Raw genomic sequence first — 15,844 nt, forward strand, 5'->3', positions numbered from 1 at the left:
GTTACCATTCCTTAACCACCCTCGCTTAAACTCTGGTGGTTAGGGAAAGGATACCCCATGTCAGACGAGGACTTCCTGCAATTCGAAGAAGACGAAGAAGAGCAACCTCAGGGCAAAAAACCTGACTGCTGGCGAATTCTGGTCGTCGATGATGAACCGGAAGTGCACCGGGTCACGCGTCTGGCATTGGACGGCTTTACCTTTGCCGACCGCCAGCTCGAATTCCTGAACGCCTACAGCGCCCAGGAAGCCCAGAAAATCCTGAAAGGCAGCCCGGATATCGCCATGATCCTGCTTGATGTGGTGATGGAAACCGAACATGCCGGACTGGAACTGGCGCGCTGGGTCCGGGAAGACCTCAAGAACAGCTTCGTCCGCATTATCCTGCGTACCGGCCAGCCCGGACAGGCCCCGGAAACCGAGGTCATCGCCAATTACGACATCAACGACTACAAGGAAAAGACAGAGCTTACCTCCCGCAAACTCTTTACCCTGATGTATTCGACGCTCCGTTCCTACCGCGACATCATGGCGATCAACAAAAACCGCCAGGGCCTGCAAAAAATCATTGAATCGACCGCCTCGCTGTTTGAATTGCAAAGCCTGCAAAAATTCACCCGTGGTGCGTTGGAGCAACTGTCGGCCCTGTTGCATATCGACGAGGGCACCTTCTATGGCGCAGACGACGGGCTGGCGGTAACCGCCGATGGCGACAACGTCATCATCCAGGCCGGGACCGGCAAATTCCAGTCCTTCGTCGGAAAACCCCTGAGCACCGCCCTGCCCGAAGACCTCTGCCAGGATTTGATGACGCATCTGGACAAGAGCGACATCACCATCCGTGAGCATGACTATATCGGGTCCTATATCAGCCGCACCGGTTCCCGTAACCTGCTTTACCTCAGCGGCCTGGAGGATATTTCTGCGGTCGATACGGACCTCGTACGCATCTTCGGCCAAAATCTCGCCGTGGCCTTCGACAATCTCTATCTCATGCAGCGCTTCCGCACCAACGAACAGATGATGATGCACGAAGTCGGCGAAATCATCGGTTCCCGATGCACCGCGGCAGACGATCATCCAGACCGGGTCGCGGAAATATCACGCTTCCTGGCCCGCAAGGTTGGCCTGGACAGCAAGTCCGTCAACCTCCTCTACAAGGCCGCCCCGTTCCACGACATCGGCATGGTCAGCGTTCCCGATAGCATCATTAACAAGACGGAAAAGCTGAGCGAGGAAGAACGCAGGCTGGTGGAGAAACATACAGAAACCGGCCACCATATCCTCTCCCAGTCCAGCCAGGACCTGTTCCAGGCGGCTGCCAGCATCGCCAAATATCATCACGAACGATGGGACGGGCAGGGCTACCCGGGCGGCAAAAAGGGCGAAGACATTCCCATCTTTGCCCGCATCGTCGGTATCGCGGATGTTTACGATGCCCTGCTAAGTCCGCGCAGCTATAAATCCGCCTGGCCCATTGACGACATAAAGGACTATTTCCGCCAGCAGCGCGGAAAGCAGTTCGACCCGAACCTGACCGATATTCTGCTGGTTCACGCAGAGGAACTCGCTGCGCTCAATCCCATACAGGAAAAGGCGTAGAGCCTGTAGAACCCTCCACTATTCTCGCGGCCCATCCGTCCCTCTTTACAGCCACGGCAGCAGGTTTTCACAAGCCTTTAACCGCATAACCCATTGCCATTCTGCACAAATTTCTGCACTCTTATGACGTGTGAGGGGTAGTAAGTCGTTATTTTAGTGGCGTGTCGCTGACTCTCATTCAAGGGTGGGACACGCTGCATAACTGGACTGCTGAGAGAGGAGATGCACCGTGAAACTCAGAACAAGTCTACCCGTTCTGGCCCTGACTGCCGTCTTGGCTGTGGGCTGTGCGAACCGCTTTGAAGATGTGAAGGCCAATGGCCCCGCCGGTGGTGAGTTTGAAAAGGGCCTGCATGCGGGCTATGTCCAACTGGCCGAAATGGAACGTAATGAATATGACTGGGCCGACGGTCGTAATTTCACCGACCGCGCCGCAATGGTCACCGAAGGCCAGATGGTCATGCCGGAAGAAATGTCGGCCCGTAGTCTGCCGGAACGCTCCGTACCGGAACTGACCAGCGCCCGCGCCCGTCTGATGAAGGCTTTTGCTGCCGGTGGCAAGGAAGCCGCACCGATGGACGCCGCCCATGCACAGGTTATGTTCGACTGCTGGATGCAGGAACAGGAAGAAGACCTGCAGCCCGACGACATCGCCAAATGCCGTGCCGGTTTCATGGCTGCCATGGACAAGGTCGATGCGGCGATGAAGCCGATGCCGATGAAAAAAGCAGAACCGATGAAGATGGCCGAACCGCTGCCGGAAGGCATGACGGTCTATTTCGCATTCGACAGTGCGAAACTGCAGGGGGCATCGGACCAGACCATCAACGACGCCGTCAGCGTCTATAAAAACATGGACGTGAAAACGATCCGCCTGATGGGCCATACCGACAAGGCGGGCAATAACGGCTACAATGCCCAGTTGGCGGAAAAACGCGTCATGGCCGTCAGGAATGCCCTGATCGGCAAGGGTGTCCCGGCAAACGCCATCGACACCAGTTCCTATGGCGAAAACCGCCCGGCGGTACCGACCAAGGACAATATGCGTGAACCGAAAAACCGGCGCGTGGAATTCGTTTTCATTCGCTAGGGAAACTGCTATTCAAGTGGGGTGTCCCTGCGGGGGCACCCCATTTTGTTATGTAAACTAGGGCCCAGTGGTTAAGCGGTATGTCCGATAGCGACCTGACGAATACGTCTATTTTTGGCACCATCATCAAGCTGGTCATCGCATCGCTCATTGTCGGGCTCGTGATCCATTGGCTGGATATCACCCCGCGCGATGTCCTGGACCATTTCGGCGAAACCGTCGCCGCCATCTATAATGCCGTACGCAATGCAATCGGCTGGGCTTCGAATTATATCATCACGGGCGCGCTGATCGTCCTGCCGATCTGGGCTATTGCCGTCGGCCTGAACTATCTGCAGCGCAAATCCCGCCGTAAATAATCAACAAGGAAAAACCAAGAGGTCTGTTATGCGTTTGATCCTTGCCCTGCTTCTTCCCTGGCTTCAGTTCTTCACGATCGGCCGTCCCATTTCCGGGATCATCTGCCTGATCCTGCAGATTACCCTGATCGGCTGGATTCCGGCCGCCATCTGGTCGGTTTATGCGCTGAGCCAGTACAACACGGACAAGAAAATCCGCCAGTCGATGGGCAATCGCTGAGAAGCCGGCGGTCAGGTTTGCGCCCGGTCAGTCTGTAAGCTGCATTCGGATCGGGCCATCCGCCTCGCCATTGACCATCTGCATCAGGGCTGCATGGTGGCTGTCGTTAATCTCTGACGTCCGGCCCTGCCACTGGATATGGTGGTCATGCAGCAAAGCCAGCCGCCGATAGCGCTGGCGGATATTCATCATCTCCCCCGTCACCGCCACCGCCGTCACACCACGGTCCGCCACGATGCCGTCGATCATCCGGTCGATCGCATGGGCGAGGATCGGGTCAAGGCCCGCCGTCGGATCATCCAACAGCAGGATTTCCGGTTTGCCCGCAACCGCCCGGGCAAGGCCGACGCGTTTTTGCATGCCGCCGGACAGGTCCGCCGGATAAAGGTCCGCCACCTCTTCCCCCATGCCCACATTGGCCAGCAGTTCCACCGCGCGATCGCGCGCCTGCGGGCGGGTCAGGGTCTTTTTCGCCAGGGGACGGAAGCAGATATTTTCCCAGATGGTCATACTGTCGAACAGGGCATTTTGCTGAAACAGCACACCGATGCGGTCCATCAATTCGTCCCGTTCTTCCGGGCGGGCATGGGTCACATCAACACCGTCGATCTCAATCCGCCCGGCGTCGACCGGATAGAGCCCCAGAAGGCATTTCATCAGAACCGTCTTGCCGCTGGCGGACGGCCCGATCAGCGCCATGGAAGACCCTTTGGGCACCTCCAGGTTCACATCTTCCAGGATCAGATGGTTACCAAACCGCTTCGTCAGGCCTTCGATCCGAATGCTGATTTCGCCATTCGCTGCCATCTGTCGCTATCCTCTTCTTCGCTGACGCACTGGCGCCGCAGATTAATCGCAACTTCCCCTTTGGAAAAGAAAAACCGCGCGCGTCACCTCTTTGGCGGACGACGAAGCCGCCGGATTTGAAAGCGCCCCGTATGCAGGGCTTCGGTCACATCCCGCGGCACCGGCAGCGGCGTGCCCAACATCTGGTCAACCAGCATATCCGCCAAAAGTGGTGCCGTCTGGAAACCACGGGACCCGAGCCCCGTCATCGCATAAAGCCCCGGCAAATAGCGCGCCGGTCCATAGCCGCTCTGCCGTCGGCCATGGTGCAGATCGCCATAGGCTTGATCGAAATGGGCCCCGTCATGAACGGCACCAACCGCAGGTAAATGATCGATGATCGAGGCCCGCAGCCCCGCCCGGCCCGGATTGTTTGGCAAGGCCGGAAGATCGGCGAAGGAGCGGGACACACCCCTCACATCCTGTAGAATTTCGGCCTCATCCTCGTCGCGCAATTGCCGCCAATCCTCGTCTTCCGGCATGCCTTCCCAGAGATTGAAGCTTGCCCCGCTGACATGGAAACAGCCCTCTGCCTCCTCGACCGCCGGCGACAGATAGCGTCCGAAGGACAACCCGACTTTCAGCTTGCGTGAGGCTTCGCTGGCGGCGAGATGAACCACCTGGCCCCGTTTGGCGACCAGGGGCAGGTCCGCAATCGGCCACAGGTCACAGGCAAAGGGACCATTGGCCAGGATCACGGCCTGCGTCTCCTGAAGGACATTGCCACCGGGATCGCGCAGGACCCAGCCGCCCTCACTTTGCTCCAACCCCGCGATCGTGGCCTGCTCGAATATCGACAGGTCCCCGGCAGAGGCCTCCAGAACAGCCCGCGGCTTCAGTCCCCCGCCATGGGGGAACCACAATCCAGGACGATCCAGGGGAATACCGGCCAAATCAGAAGCGGCATCGCCGGTGACGGGTTGCATGACGCTGCCGGGCAGGCGTTCTTCCGCCACCAGACGCATGAAACGTTCCGCCTCTTCATCGTCGCGCGCCAGTTGCAACACACCGCGAGGTCCGACCCAACTGGTCTTTCCGGCGGCTTCCATCTGGTCATAATGACGGCAGGCATGCAGATAGGCTGCCGCATTGAACCGCCCGTCAAGGCTGTCCGCCGCCGTGAGACGGGGCTGGATGAGACCAACGCGGTTGCCCGACCCAACCGCACCGAGGCGATCGCGTTCATAGACGGTGACATCCGCCCCGGCCTGCCGCAGGCGCCGCGCCACGGTCAATCCGGCAACCCCGCCACCGATCACCGCCACCGGTCCCGCAATACCCTGCGCCGGAGCCGGGGCAAACCATGGCTTACCCGTATAGGCGTGCACCTCTCCTTCAAAGGCACCGCGCAGGCATTCGCGCTTATAGCCAAAGCCCGGGGCCTTCTGCATGGCAAAACCCGCCTCGGTCAGGTCACGGCGCACCTGTCCCGCCGCCGTGAAGGTTGCAAGCCGCGCACCTGGTTTTGACAGGCGCGCCAACTGTTGAAATACCGCCGGTCGCCACATGTCCGGATTTTTTGACGGGGCGAAGCCATCCAGATACCAGGCGTCCACCTGTCCCTCCACCCGGGACAGCATCTCCTCCACCTGCCCGAATAACAGGGTCAGGGTTACCCGGCCGTCATCGAAACTCAACCGATGGAAACCGGGATGGATTTCCGGATAAAGATCAACCAAATTTTCTGTTAATTCGGAAAATTCTGCCCATACAGACAATGCCTTACCCAAGGCGTCTCCGGATAAGGGAAAACCTTCGACGGAGAGGAAGTTCAACCGGCTTGATGGTGCTGCTTTCTTTCGCCAGGCGGCCCAGGTTGCCAGGAAATTCAGACCCGTACCGAACCCGGTCTCACCAATGGTAAAACAATCGCGTCCGGCCCAGATGTCCGGCGCGCCAATACCGTCCAGAAAGACATGGCGGGTTTCCGCCAGGCCATCCTTCGGCGAAAAATAGATGTCACCGAACTGCCGGGATTCCGGCGTCTTGCCGTCCCGCCAGTCAAGGTCTGCGTTGTGAAGTCTGGCCATGCCTGCCTCTGCTGTGAACCAGTGGTTCTATACCCGCCCGTCAGCGCGAGGCAAGAGGGGCCTGCCCCCGTTTATGGTCTGTGTTGGAAAGCCCCAGCACCGAGAGCAGATTGTCGCGCAGACGCAGCAAGGGAACGGCACTGGCCGTGGCCGTGTCGCCATTTCCGCGTCGTGCGCTGTTCAACCCGATGATGGTCAGCTTGTTACCGTCGCGCAGCATGACCGGACCACCGGAATCTCCACCGACAATATAACATGTATGGGTGATCAGGGCGTTCGGTGGCTGCCCCATGCTGGCCTTGCAAGGATGATCGACAGAGATCACATGCGCCCGGTTCTGCGGATAGCCCGCCAGCATGACTTCCTGGCCGTCTTTCTGGGCCTGACGCAATTCCTGCGGATTGAGAATTCGCCACCCCAGAAAACCGGTCTTGCCGCCAATGGGTTCCTTCAACTCAAGCAGGGCCCAGTCCGACAGCAGGTTCTTGGTAGTCACTCCCTCCAGGCGGTCGAAGTCCTTGGAGCGATAGATGGCCTTGGCGACGGAATGCGCCAGAAACTCGCCCTTTTGATATCCGGCAACAAAATGCACCAGCCCCGGCGACACCCATTTGCGCGCACGGACATTGAACAGGCAATGCGCTGCCGTCAGCACCACCTTTTCCGATATCAGCGTGCCGGTGCAATGGGCCTTGTGCCCGACCGCCGCCCATTGGACCCGCCCCATCGCGCTCCAGGGATAGTGACTGGCATCGACAATATCCCGGCCATTATCGCCGAAATCCGCCGCGGCGGTATCCGCATTTGCGGGAAACAACGGGAAAAGGCAGCAGAAGAAAAGGCAGGCAATGAAACGCAATATTCTACCCCTTGCGTAAAGCAGCAATACAGTCCGTCTTTTACAGGAAAACCCGTGGCAGATCATCCGAAGACCGCACGAACCTCCACCGTCGAGAGGTCAAAACCGGAATCCAGGGCGCGGATTTCGACACTCAGTCCGTTGGTCGCCAGCCCATCCGCCGCCGGGAAGGGAAATTTTGCGGTAATAGTGTTGTTCCCGGACACATAAAGGTCGACCACGGCTTTATTGATTGTGCCATCCGGCAGGTCCTCACTCACCAGAACCCGTAACGCCCCGCCGTTAATGGCGTCCAGTGCATTGGTATAGCCGAGGGAACTCACCCCGGAGAAGACGAGGTCCAACTCCTTGGTCGCCGTTCCGGATTCAGTATAGAAAGTATAGTCAATCACCGCATCCGTCGCGCTGCCGGAACCGTCCACGCGGCGTCCTTCCGCCTCGCCGGTCCCAAGGCCGACAACCTGATAGTTTCCACGCCCGTCATAGGTGCCGTCACCGCCCGGATCGCTCAATTCGATGAAGGCCAGAAAATCACCGCCCGGGTTCGTAGGCGAAACATAGGTGTAATTCGCAAGGTCCGCCGCGGCGATCACCGTGTTATCCGCAACCGGATTGCCGAACTGATCCTGTATTTCACCAATACCAGCGCCCCCCGTGTCGCTTTGAAGCGAAATCGCATAATGGGTCGGCGCCCCGGTGGATGCGCCACGCAGCAGATCATTCAACGAGACGCTGTTGCCCGCAGCTACAGAAACACGACTGTAAAAATCCGCATTCAGACTGCTGTTATTTGCAACGCCGCCGTAGGTCGAACCGAAGGCCTCATATTCGCTCGGGCGGCTGGTGTAGTCCGTCAGTTTGACAGTTGGCGCTGTGGTCGCTGCCGCCATGGCGCTGGCCGCCTCGTCGGAAACATCCATGATGACATCAGGGCCGAAAACCGCCTCGTTCAATATCCGCGCAGCCGGATTGCTCAAGAACGGCAGGCGATCGATCAGCGCAAATTCCTGCAACTGGAAAATTGCGCTGTTGGCGTTGAGGTCCACCCCGTCCAGAACATCCAGCGGCCCTGTGATTTTGGATGAAAGCAGGATGGTATTGGAAAGGCTCAACCGGTTGGGATGATAAAACAGCGACGGCGTATCGGCGCTGAAACCGTATCGATCCAGCTTGTTTTTGAGAAGGTCGGTTTGCGGCAGGGGGTCGATGACGGCGCGCAGGCTGCGCGACAAGGCATCCAGGCCGCTCTCGCGGTACTGACCGGCCCCAAGCGAGGTGAAAATACTGCCCCCGCTGAAGATGGTTGGACTGATCGTCTCAACGGCCATATGCGTAACGCCTTTCCCGTTGCATTCTGCCGATTTCCCGTTGGCAATCCCGTTCTGGGCGCGGGTTCAGGATCGGCGCGAAAAGCGGCGTCAAGTATAGTCCAGATTTCGTTAGAATGCGAATCGCCCGGCCACAAGGGACCGGGCGAAACAGGTCATTAGACCAGAAGGGAAGACAGGGCCGCCTAGGCGCGCAGGCTGCCCACTTTTTCAACGCTGACAGGCATCTGATGATCATAATTGTCGGTCACCAGCGATACGATCCGGCGCACCTCATCCTTGCCAAGGCTGTCCATCAGCTCGCAAGGCGCCTTGCCAAAGCGCAGGGCCAGACCCGCGCCCATGTCAATGTCGGCAGCCGTGGCAACGTCTTCATCGACTTCCTGCAAAACCGGGAAGAAGGTCGCCGCCCGCAGACGGTCTGCGATGACCTCGTCGTTTTCCGGCTTGCCGGTTGCGTCTTCCTCGATCTCGAAGGCGTAGTCGCTGTCGCCGCGCTCTGCCAGCGTCTTGGCAATGCTGTAGAAAGCCCCATGCGGGCCGAGGTTGCGCTGTGCATGGAACATGATCTTCGGTTTGACCAGGTTCATCACGACGAAGGGACCGGCGGCAACGCCCAGGCAGTCCTGCGCGACGCGGTCGATCTGGGCAGCCGTGCCCAGGCCTTCGTCCAGAAGGCGCACCGCTTCGTTGCCATAGGGCACGAAGAAACGGTTGATGGCAAAACCGAAGCTGTCTTTGCAGGCAATCGGCTTTTTCGCCGTGTTGCGGCAGAAGTCCATGCAACGGTCGAAGATCGCCGGGTCGGTCTTTTCACCGCGAACCACTTCCACGATCGGATTGATGGCTGCCGGATTGAAATAATGCAGACCGAGGAAGCGGCTGGGGTTATCCACCGTTTCCGCCAGATCGGACACGCGCAGCGCCGATGTATTGGTGGCAAGCACCACATTGTCGCCCACAACATCATTCAACCGCTTGAACAGGTCCGCCTTGACGGAGAATTCCTCAAAAATCGCCTCGATAATCAGATCGCAATCGGCGAGCGCCGCCAGATCGGTCGCCCCGGTCAGGCGCGCAGAGGCGGCATCCACATCCGCCTCGGACATTTTACCCTTTTCCGCCGCGCGGTTGTAGAATTTGGTGGCGGCGGCAAGGCCGCGCTCCACAGCCTCGGCAGTGGTGTCCATAATAACGACCTCAACCCCCTGCTGGGCGAGGCTGGTGGCGATGCCGGACCCCATGGTCCCGGCGCCGATAATGCCGACCTGTTTGAATGTCATTTTCTCATGTCTCCCGTGGTACCGGTAACACCGGCTTTTTGTGAAACTGTATCGCTGTATAACAGCCTGACCGGACTCTAATGCTGCAATGCGGCATTGTCGAGAGGCGGTTCGGCAATTAGCGCTCCGGACTGATATCTGCCATAGCCCGTTGAAGTTTTCCCGAAATCAGCATTATATCGAAGTGACGTCATAGAAACCCTTCCCGTTATTTGTACGAGCGCAATGCCAGACAACCTGCAATCAAAACTGGTCAAACTTACGAAGGCCGCACAAAGCCGGCAAGCGGCCGGTCGTCTGGACGATGCGATCATGATCTGGCGCACAATCCTGCTGGCGCAGCCGGATCATGTGCCCACCCTTTATGCCCTTGGCAAGACCCTGTTCGAACAGGGCCGCATCGCCGAAGCGGAGGCCACCTTCCGTGTCGCCGTCGAACGCGCGCCCCAGCAACCGGCGCTGTGGCGCATTCTGGCCAAGGTGCTGATGCATTGGGAAAACTGGGAAGAGGCTGAAAACTGCCTGCATAATGCGCTTGCCCGCGCGCCGGAGGATGTGGACACCCTGCTGTCTCTTGGCCAGCTCAAGCTGAAGAGCGGCGCGGTGATGGAGGCGATGGCAGGGTTCCAGACCGTGCTTGACCAGGATTCGGCCAACAAGGAAGCCCTGCTTGGCATGGGCGAAGGGCGTTGGAAACAGGGCCAGTGGCAGGAGGCCGTGCGCTGTTTCCAGCAGGCCGCCATGCTGCACCGGTCGGACCCGGCGGTGCAATTCCGCCTCGCCCGCGCGCAGTTGAGCCTGGGCCAATGGCAGGATAGCTGGGACTATTTCGAGGCCAGGACCAAACTGGACAAACCCGACTGGGGACGCATTCCGACCTGGCAGGGCGAGGCCATCGACGACAAGACCCTCCTGGTCAACCACGAAGGCGGCCTGTCGGACGCCCTGCAATTCGGCCGGCTGGCGGAGAGGGTCCCCGCACAGCAGGTTATCTACCGCTGCCCGGCATCCATCAGCCGCCTGCTGAAAGGATCGCACTGGTCGGTGGAAGTCGCATCGGACCGGGACCCAAAACCCCGTGCCGATGTGCAGACCAGCCTGTTGAGCCTGCCTGCCCTTCTAAAACTGTCCCCGCCGGACTTGCCGGGGCGCTTCCCCTATTTGCGGGCGGACCCGACGGAACTGTCGCACTGGCGGTCACGACTGGGCGATGGCGTGCGGATCGGTATTTCCTGGCAGGGCGGCAGCCGCCTTTTCGGGGAAGGAACACGCCACATCCCGCTTACCGCCTTTGAACCACTGTGCGGTCTTCCCCGGATAAGGCTGTTTTCCCTGCAGAAGGGCGAAGGCCGGGAACAGTTGCAGCAACTTGGCCTGCCGATTGAAGATCTCGACCCCGAACTGGATGAGGGACGGGACGCCTTCCTGGATACCGCGGCCGCCATCAATTGCCTGACCATGGTGATTTCCGTCGACAATGCGATTGCGCATTTGGCCGCCGCCCTCGGCAAACCCGTGTGGTGCTGCCTGCCCCATGGCCTGCCCGAATGGCGCTGGCAGGCAAGCGGACGCGACACGCCCTGGTATCCCACAATGGACCTGTTCCATTGCCCGAATCCCGGTGACTGGCACGGCCTGATGCAGGAACTGGCAAGACGCCTGCAGACAATGATGGGCGGCTTCGACCCGGATAATCAGCGCTGATTCAATCCCTTCGGTCATTCTTCCCTTGGCCCGCACACAGAGCAGGGTCATAATACCGCCGGAGAAGTTAGGGATATACTGGTCGGCAGGTCGTGATCCAACTTTGCCACAAAATTGTCACCATTTTCTGTTGCAACGGCAAAATGCGTTAGGATTAAACGCCGACCTCTTGCGGAGTAGACACCGATGCGATTGACCAAGTTCCACGCCACCGTGATAGCGGGACTTCTCATGTCCGGCCCGGCGCTCGCCATGTCCTTTGGCAACAGCGAACCGACACCGGACCTGAAAACCGCCCAGTCCCAAGCGGATGACGGCAAATATGGCGAGGCGATCAAAACCTTGCAGGCCCTGCTTGAGAAAGACGGCAACAATGCCGATGCCTGGAACCTGCTGGGGTTCAGCTATCGCAAAAGTAACAACCTGGACCGTGCCTGGGACGCCTATGAACGGGCGTTGACCATTGAACCGAACCACCTTGGTGCAAACGAATATATCGGTGAACTTTACCTGCGCCAGGGCAACGTGGAACAGGCCAAGGCACAGTTGGAAAAGCTGAAAATCCTCTGCCCTGACGGCTGCACGGAACTGACCACGCTTCAGACATCCATCCAAAAAGCCGGCGGCTGAATCCTGCCATCGCCACGCAACGGGGCAGGCGCATTCGCCTCTGCCCCGGTGGTGTCGTTCTATCCGGTCCACCGGCCAGAAGGCCCTTTGGCATCGGCGTCACATTCCAAGAACTGAACTTACAAGATTCTGACTTTTAACAATAAACTCCGAACTGGCAGACAGCGTGAGTGAGAATGAACCAATGATCGAACTCGACCAACTGACCAAGAAATTCGGGACATTTACCGCAGTAGACCATCTGTCCTTCGAAGTACCGAAAGGACAGGTCTTAGGGTTCCTGGGCCCGAATGGTGCGGGAAAGTCCACCACCATGAAAATGATTACCGGCTATCTGGTGCCGACAGAGGGAAAGGCGCGGGTCTGTGGCTTTGACGTCACGAATGATCCGGTCGCCGTCAAATCCCGCCTGGGTTATCTGCCCGAAGGCGCGCCCTCCTGGCCGGATATGACACCGCAGAGCTTTCTGACCTTCGCGGCGAAAATCCGTGGCATACGCGGCAAGGACACGGCAATCGCCGTCGCCGCCGCCGTTGAGAAAGCCAATCTCTCCCATGTCCTGGATCAGCCGATCGCGACCCTTTCCAAAGGCTTCAAGCGCCGTGTCAGCCTGGGTTATGCCCTGTTGCACGACCCCGACGTCCTGATCCTGGACGAACCGACGGACGGATTGGACCCGAACCAGAAACATGACGTGCGGGACCTGATCCGCGAGATGGCCAGTGAAAAGGCCATCATCGTCTCGACCCATATCCTGGAAGAGGTGGAGGCGGTCTGCAGCCGCGCCATTATTATCGACCAGGGCCGGATTGTTGCCGACGGCACGCCGGAGGAACTGGAGGCGCAATCCACACGCCATAACGGCATCCGCCTGGGCCTGGACGCCTCCACCCGCGACAAGGCGCTGGGCATCCTGACATCCTTTGATCCGGTGGCCGGGGTGGATGACGCCCCCGGCGGCCTGTTCGTGCGCCCGGCCAATGGCGAGAATATCGCCGCCCAGGTCGCCGAACGCCTGAAGGCGGAAAATATCACGCCACAGGAATTCTATGTGGAAAGAGGCCGTCTGGACGACGTCTTCCGACAGCTCACCGAAGGGGAGATTTCCACGCCGACGACGGAGAGCGCCCATGCGTAACATCGCAACGATCTTTCGGCGGGAAATGGGCGCCTATTTCGCCACCCCGCTGGCCTATGTCTTCATCATCATCTTTTTGATCCTGGCCGGGACGCTGACCTTTTTCCTGGGCAGCTTTCTGGACCGGAACCAGGCGGACCTGACCGCCTTTTTCCAGTTCCACCCCTGGCTTTACGTCGTCCTGATTCCGGCAATTTCCATGCGCCTGTGGGCGGAGGAAATCCACAGCGGCACGATTGAGCTGTTGCTGACCCTGCCAATCACGCCCTTCCAGGCGGTGGCGGGCAAATTCCTGGCGGCCTGGCTGTTCACTGCCGTCGCCCTGATCCTGACCTTCCCGATCTGGCTGACGGTGAATTATCTGGGGCACCCCGATAACGGCGTCATCCTTGCCGGTTATGTCGGCAGCCTGCTGACGGCAGGTGGCTATCTGGCGATCGGGGCCTGCCTGTCGGCCCTGACCAAGAACCAGGTGATCGCCTTCGTTCTGTCCACCGCGGCCTGTTTCGCGGTCACTGCCGCCGGGTCGCCGATCGTGTTGAACCTGTTCAGCGGCTGGGCCGGGCAGAGTGTGCTGGATTTCATCGCATCGCTCAGCTTCCTGACCCATTTCCAGGGCCTGATCAAAGGTGTCATCGACCTGCGCGACGTTGTCTATTTCGCCAGCTTCATTCTGTTTTTCCTCTACGCCAATACCTTGGCGGTTGAACGCGCGCGGGGGGCATGATCATGCAGGATATTCTAACCGGAAAACGCATCGTATTCGCCATTGTGGCCTTCGTTCTGTTCATCGGCGTCAACCTCGCCATGGCGACAAAGGCCGGCTGGCGTCTGGACCTGACGGAAGACCGCCTTTACACGCTGTCCGACGGGACCAAAAACATCCTCGAAGATATCGAAAAGCCGGTCCATCTGACCTTCTATTACTCGCAGAACCTGGGCCAGGAAGTGCCGTCCTACGGTCTTTACGCCAATCGCGTCCGCGATATGCTTCATGAATTCCAATCCATCAGCAACGGCAAGGTGACGGTCAAGGAAGTAAACCCCGTCACTTTTTCCGAAGAGGAAGACCAGGCCGTTGAAGACGGCATGGAGGGCGTGCCACTGGATGCCTCCGGGGAAACGGTCTATCTGGGCCTGTCCGGGCGCCAGGAAGGGGCGGAAAAGAATGCCTCTATCCCCTTCTTCCAGCCAAACCGCGAACGGTTCCTGGAATATGATCTGGCCAAACTGGTCTACGGTCTGGCGCACCCGCAACACCCCGTCGTGGGTGTGATCACCGGCACCCAGGCCATGGGCGATTATGCGGCCATGATGCAGGGGCGCGAACCGACCCCCTGGGCGGCCATTGCCCAGGCGCAGGACTTCTTCAAGATCGAACAGATTTTCGAACCCGGCGATTTCCTTGAACAGAAGCCGGACATCCTGGCGGTCATCAACCCGGCCAAGCTGGACGATGAAATGCTCTATGCCATCGACCAGTTCATGATGCGCGGCGGCCGTGCCGTCTTCTTCCTTGATCCGTGGTATGAGACCGCCGCGGCGGGACGGCCGGGCTATGCGCCGCAATCATCTGAAACGGCGCTAAACAAGCTGTTCGACAAATGGGGCATCTCCATTGCCAAAGGCAAGGTGGTCGGCGACCGCACTTTGGGCCGTCCGGTCAATGCCGGTAAAGACGGACAGACCTTCGCCGCTCCCTTTGTCGCATGGCTTGAACCGAAGTCAGACAATATCGACCAGAATGACGCCATCCTGGCCAGCGTGGATCAGTTGCTCATCCCCAGCGCGGGCGACATCAGCCTCAAGGACGGCAGCCCGCTGGCCATGACGCCGCTGATCACCACCACGGCGGATTCGGCCCTGATCGACGTGGAGAAACTTCGTCAGCCGGACGTCATGGGCCTGCTGAAAGACTTCAAAGCAGATGACCGGAGCCACATTCTGGCCGCCCGGATCAGCGGCACGGTCCAGACGGCCTTCCCGGATGGCCCGCCGCCACCGCCGAAAAAGGACGAGGAAGCAAAAGCCGACGATCCGGCAAAGGCGGACAGTGGCGACAAGGCCGACGAAACCGCAAGCGCCGAGGATCAAGCCAAGAAAGAGGAGGAAAAACCGAAATTCCTGCCTCACGTGGCGCAATCCAAGCAGCCGATCAACGCCATTGTGGTGGCCGACACCGACATGCTGACCGACCGTTTCTGGGTTCAGGTGACGGAATTCTTCGGCCAGCGCGTCATGGTGCCTTTCGGTGACAACGGGGCGCTGTTCGTCAACGCCCTTGAGAACCTGAACGGCTCCGGCGACCTGATCTCGCTGCGCAGCCGTGGCACCGGCCAGCGTCCGTTTACCCGGATTGAGGAAATCCGCAAGGCAGCGGAGAACCAATATCGGGCCAAGGAACAGGCCCTGTCGCAAAAACTGGACGCGACAGAGAAGAAACTGGCCGACCTGCGCAAGGACGGAAAAGGAGAGCCCATCGCCGTCGAGGGAGACCCCGAGAGCGAAAAGGCCATGAAATCCTTCACCGAAGACCTGCTGGCCACACGCAAGCAGTTGCGGGCGGTCAATCACGAGCTTCGCCAGGATATCGAGCAGTTGGAAAACCGCGTGATATTCCTGAACATCGTGGCGGTACCCTTGCTGGTTGCCATCGCGGCCTTCGTTCTTGGCTGGATGAGAAACAGCAGACGGCGGCGCAAGGCTGCCTGACGTGAAAGACGAGACCCCGGCGTGAAAGCGCCGGGGTTTTTCT

Annotated in this window: 14 protein-coding genes; 9 read left to right on the forward strand and 5 right to left on the reverse strand. The window is 59.2% G+C overall.

Features of this window, described 5'->3' with window-relative positions:
* Positions 1-57 precede the first annotated feature (57 nt).
* The 4 genes from IF205_RS01270 (at position 58) to IF205_RS01285 (ending at position 3,271) form a co-directional block, all read left to right on the forward strand.
* Entirely contained in the window at positions 58-1,602 is a 1,545-nt protein-coding gene (locus IF205_RS01270) for a DUF3369 domain-containing protein (protein ID WP_259781476.1), read from the forward strand.
* Positions 1,603-1,831: 229 nt separating this feature from the next.
* Positions 1,832-2,692 carry an OmpA family protein gene (locus IF205_RS01275; RefSeq protein ID WP_259781477.1) on the forward strand — a complete coding sequence of 287 codons (861 nt, stop codon included), beginning with the start codon at positions 1,832-1,834 and terminating at the stop codon, positions 2,690-2,692.
* Between the two features lie 80 nt (positions 2,693-2,772).
* Positions 2,773-3,051 carry a DUF6460 domain-containing protein gene (locus tag IF205_RS01280; RefSeq protein WP_259781478.1) on the forward strand — a complete coding sequence of 93 codons (279 nt, stop codon included), beginning with the start codon at positions 2,773-2,775 and terminating at the stop codon, positions 3,049-3,051.
* Positions 3,052-3,079: 28 nt separating this feature from the next.
* Positions 3,080-3,271 (forward strand): YqaE/Pmp3 family membrane protein, encoded by a 192-nt coding sequence (locus IF205_RS01285; protein WP_259781479.1) that lies wholly within the window; start codon positions 3,080-3,082, stop codon positions 3,269-3,271.
* Between the two features lie 27 nt (positions 3,272-3,298).
* Here the strand turns inward: IF205_RS01285 and IF205_RS01290 are convergent, their stop codons facing one another.
* The 5 genes from IF205_RS01290 to IF205_RS01310 all read right to left on the reverse strand — a co-directional run bounded on the left by IF205_RS01290 (position 3,299) and on the right by IF205_RS01310 (position 9,617).
* The gene (locus IF205_RS01290; protein ID WP_259781480.1) at positions 3,299-4,078 is read right to left on the reverse strand and encodes an ABC transporter ATP-binding protein; all 780 of its coding nucleotides are present in this window, start codon (positions 4,076-4,078) and stop codon (positions 3,299-3,301) included.
* Between the two features lie 83 nt (positions 4,079-4,161).
* Entirely contained in the window at positions 4,162-6,147 is a 1,986-nt protein-coding gene (mnmC, locus tag IF205_RS01295) for a bifunctional tRNA (5-methylaminomethyl-2-thiouridine)(34)-methyltransferase MnmC2/FAD-dependent 5-carboxymethylaminomethyl-2-thiouridine(34) oxidoreductase MnmC1 (protein ID WP_259781481.1), read from the reverse strand.
* A 40-nt stretch (positions 6,148-6,187) separates the two neighbouring features.
* Positions 6,188-7,006: a trypsin-like serine peptidase gene (locus IF205_RS01300; RefSeq protein WP_259781482.1), complete on the reverse strand. Its 819-nt coding sequence runs from the start codon at positions 7,004-7,006 to the stop codon at positions 6,188-6,190.
* A 62-nt stretch (positions 7,007-7,068) separates the two neighbouring features.
* The gene (locus tag IF205_RS01305) at positions 7,069-8,334 is read right to left on the reverse strand and encodes a hypothetical protein (protein ID WP_259781483.1); all 1,266 of its coding nucleotides are present in this window, start codon (positions 8,332-8,334) and stop codon (positions 7,069-7,071) included.
* Between the two features lie 185 nt (positions 8,335-8,519).
* Positions 8,520-9,617 carry a 3-hydroxyacyl-CoA dehydrogenase family protein gene (locus tag IF205_RS01310; protein WP_259781484.1) on the reverse strand — a complete coding sequence of 366 codons (1,098 nt, stop codon included), beginning with the start codon at positions 9,615-9,617 and terminating at the stop codon, positions 8,520-8,522.
* Between the two features lie 225 nt (positions 9,618-9,842).
* Between IF205_RS01310 and IF205_RS01315 the strand changes: the two genes are divergently transcribed.
* The 5 genes from IF205_RS01315 to IF205_RS01335 all read left to right on the forward strand — a co-directional run bounded on the left by IF205_RS01315 (position 9,843) and on the right by IF205_RS01335 (position 15,801).
* Entirely contained in the window at positions 9,843-11,321 is a 1,479-nt protein-coding gene (locus IF205_RS01315) for a tetratricopeptide repeat protein (protein ID WP_259781485.1), read from the forward strand.
* 186 nt (positions 11,322-11,507) lie between these two features.
* Positions 11,508-11,951, forward strand: coding sequence for a tetratricopeptide repeat protein (locus IF205_RS01320; protein ID WP_259781486.1), 444 nt, complete (start codon positions 11,508-11,510; stop codon positions 11,949-11,951).
* Positions 11,952-12,135: 184 nt separating this feature from the next.
* Positions 12,136-13,089, forward strand: a complete 954-nt coding sequence (locus IF205_RS01325; protein ID WP_259781487.1) for an ABC transporter ATP-binding protein — start codon at positions 12,136-12,138, stop codon at positions 13,087-13,089.
* The gene (locus IF205_RS01330) at positions 13,082-13,816 is read left to right on the forward strand and encodes an ABC transporter permease subunit (protein ID WP_259781488.1); all 735 of its coding nucleotides are present in this window, start codon (positions 13,082-13,084) and stop codon (positions 13,814-13,816) included. Before IF205_RS01325 ends, IF205_RS01330 begins: the two co-directional genes overlap by 8 nt.
* Before the next feature lie 2 nt (positions 13,817-13,818).
* On the forward strand, positions 13,819-15,801 hold the full coding sequence (locus IF205_RS01335; protein ID WP_259781489.1) for a Gldg family protein: 1,983 nt from the start codon (positions 13,819-13,821) through the stop codon (positions 15,799-15,801).
* The last annotated feature ends 43 nt before the right edge of the window (positions 15,802-15,844 follow it).

This window comes from Aestuariispira ectoiniformans (assembly GCF_025136295.1).
Taxonomy (GTDB): Bacteria; Pseudomonadota; Alphaproteobacteria; order UBA8366; family Aestuariispiraceae; genus Aestuariispira_A; species Aestuariispira_A ectoiniformans.

Excerpts from the sequence above, each read along its gene's own strand:
- IF205_RS01330 (WP_259781488.1), top strand. The coding sequence starts at position 13,082 with ATGCGTAACATCGCAACGATCTTTCGGCGGGAAATGGGCGCCTATTTC.
- IF205_RS01335 (WP_259781489.1), top strand. The coding sequence starts at position 13,819 with ATGCAGGATATTCTAACCGGAAAACGCATCGTATTCGCCATTGTGGCC.
- IF205_RS01310 (WP_259781484.1), bottom strand. The coding sequence starts at position 9,617 with ATGACATTCAAACAGGTCGGCATTATCGGCGCCGGGACCATGGGGTCC.
- IF205_RS01315 (WP_259781485.1), top strand. The coding sequence starts at position 9,843 with ATGCCAGACAACCTGCAATCAAAACTGGTCAAACTTACGAAGGCCGCA.
- IF205_RS01270 (WP_259781476.1), top strand. The coding sequence starts at position 58 with ATGTCAGACGAGGACTTCCTGCAATTCGAAGAAGACGAAGAAGAGCAA.
- mnmC (WP_259781481.1), bottom strand. The coding sequence starts at position 6,147 with ATGGCCAGACTTCACAACGCAGACCTTGACTGGCGGGACGGCAAGACG.
- IF205_RS01285 (WP_259781479.1), top strand. The coding sequence starts at position 3,080 with ATGCGTTTGATCCTTGCCCTGCTTCTTCCCTGGCTTCAGTTCTTCACG.
- IF205_RS01305 (WP_259781483.1), bottom strand. The coding sequence starts at position 8,334 with ATGGCCGTTGAGACGATCAGTCCAACCATCTTCAGCGGGGGCAGTATT.
- IF205_RS01325 (WP_259781487.1), top strand. The coding sequence starts at position 12,136 with ATGATCGAACTCGACCAACTGACCAAGAAATTCGGGACATTTACCGCA.
- IF205_RS01320 (WP_259781486.1), top strand. The coding sequence starts at position 11,508 with ATGCGATTGACCAAGTTCCACGCCACCGTGATAGCGGGACTTCTCATG.
- IF205_RS01280 (WP_259781478.1), top strand. The coding sequence starts at position 2,773 with ATGTCCGATAGCGACCTGACGAATACGTCTATTTTTGGCACCATCATC.
- IF205_RS01290 (WP_259781480.1), bottom strand. The coding sequence starts at position 4,078 with ATGGCAGCGAATGGCGAAATCAGCATTCGGATCGAAGGCCTGACGAAG.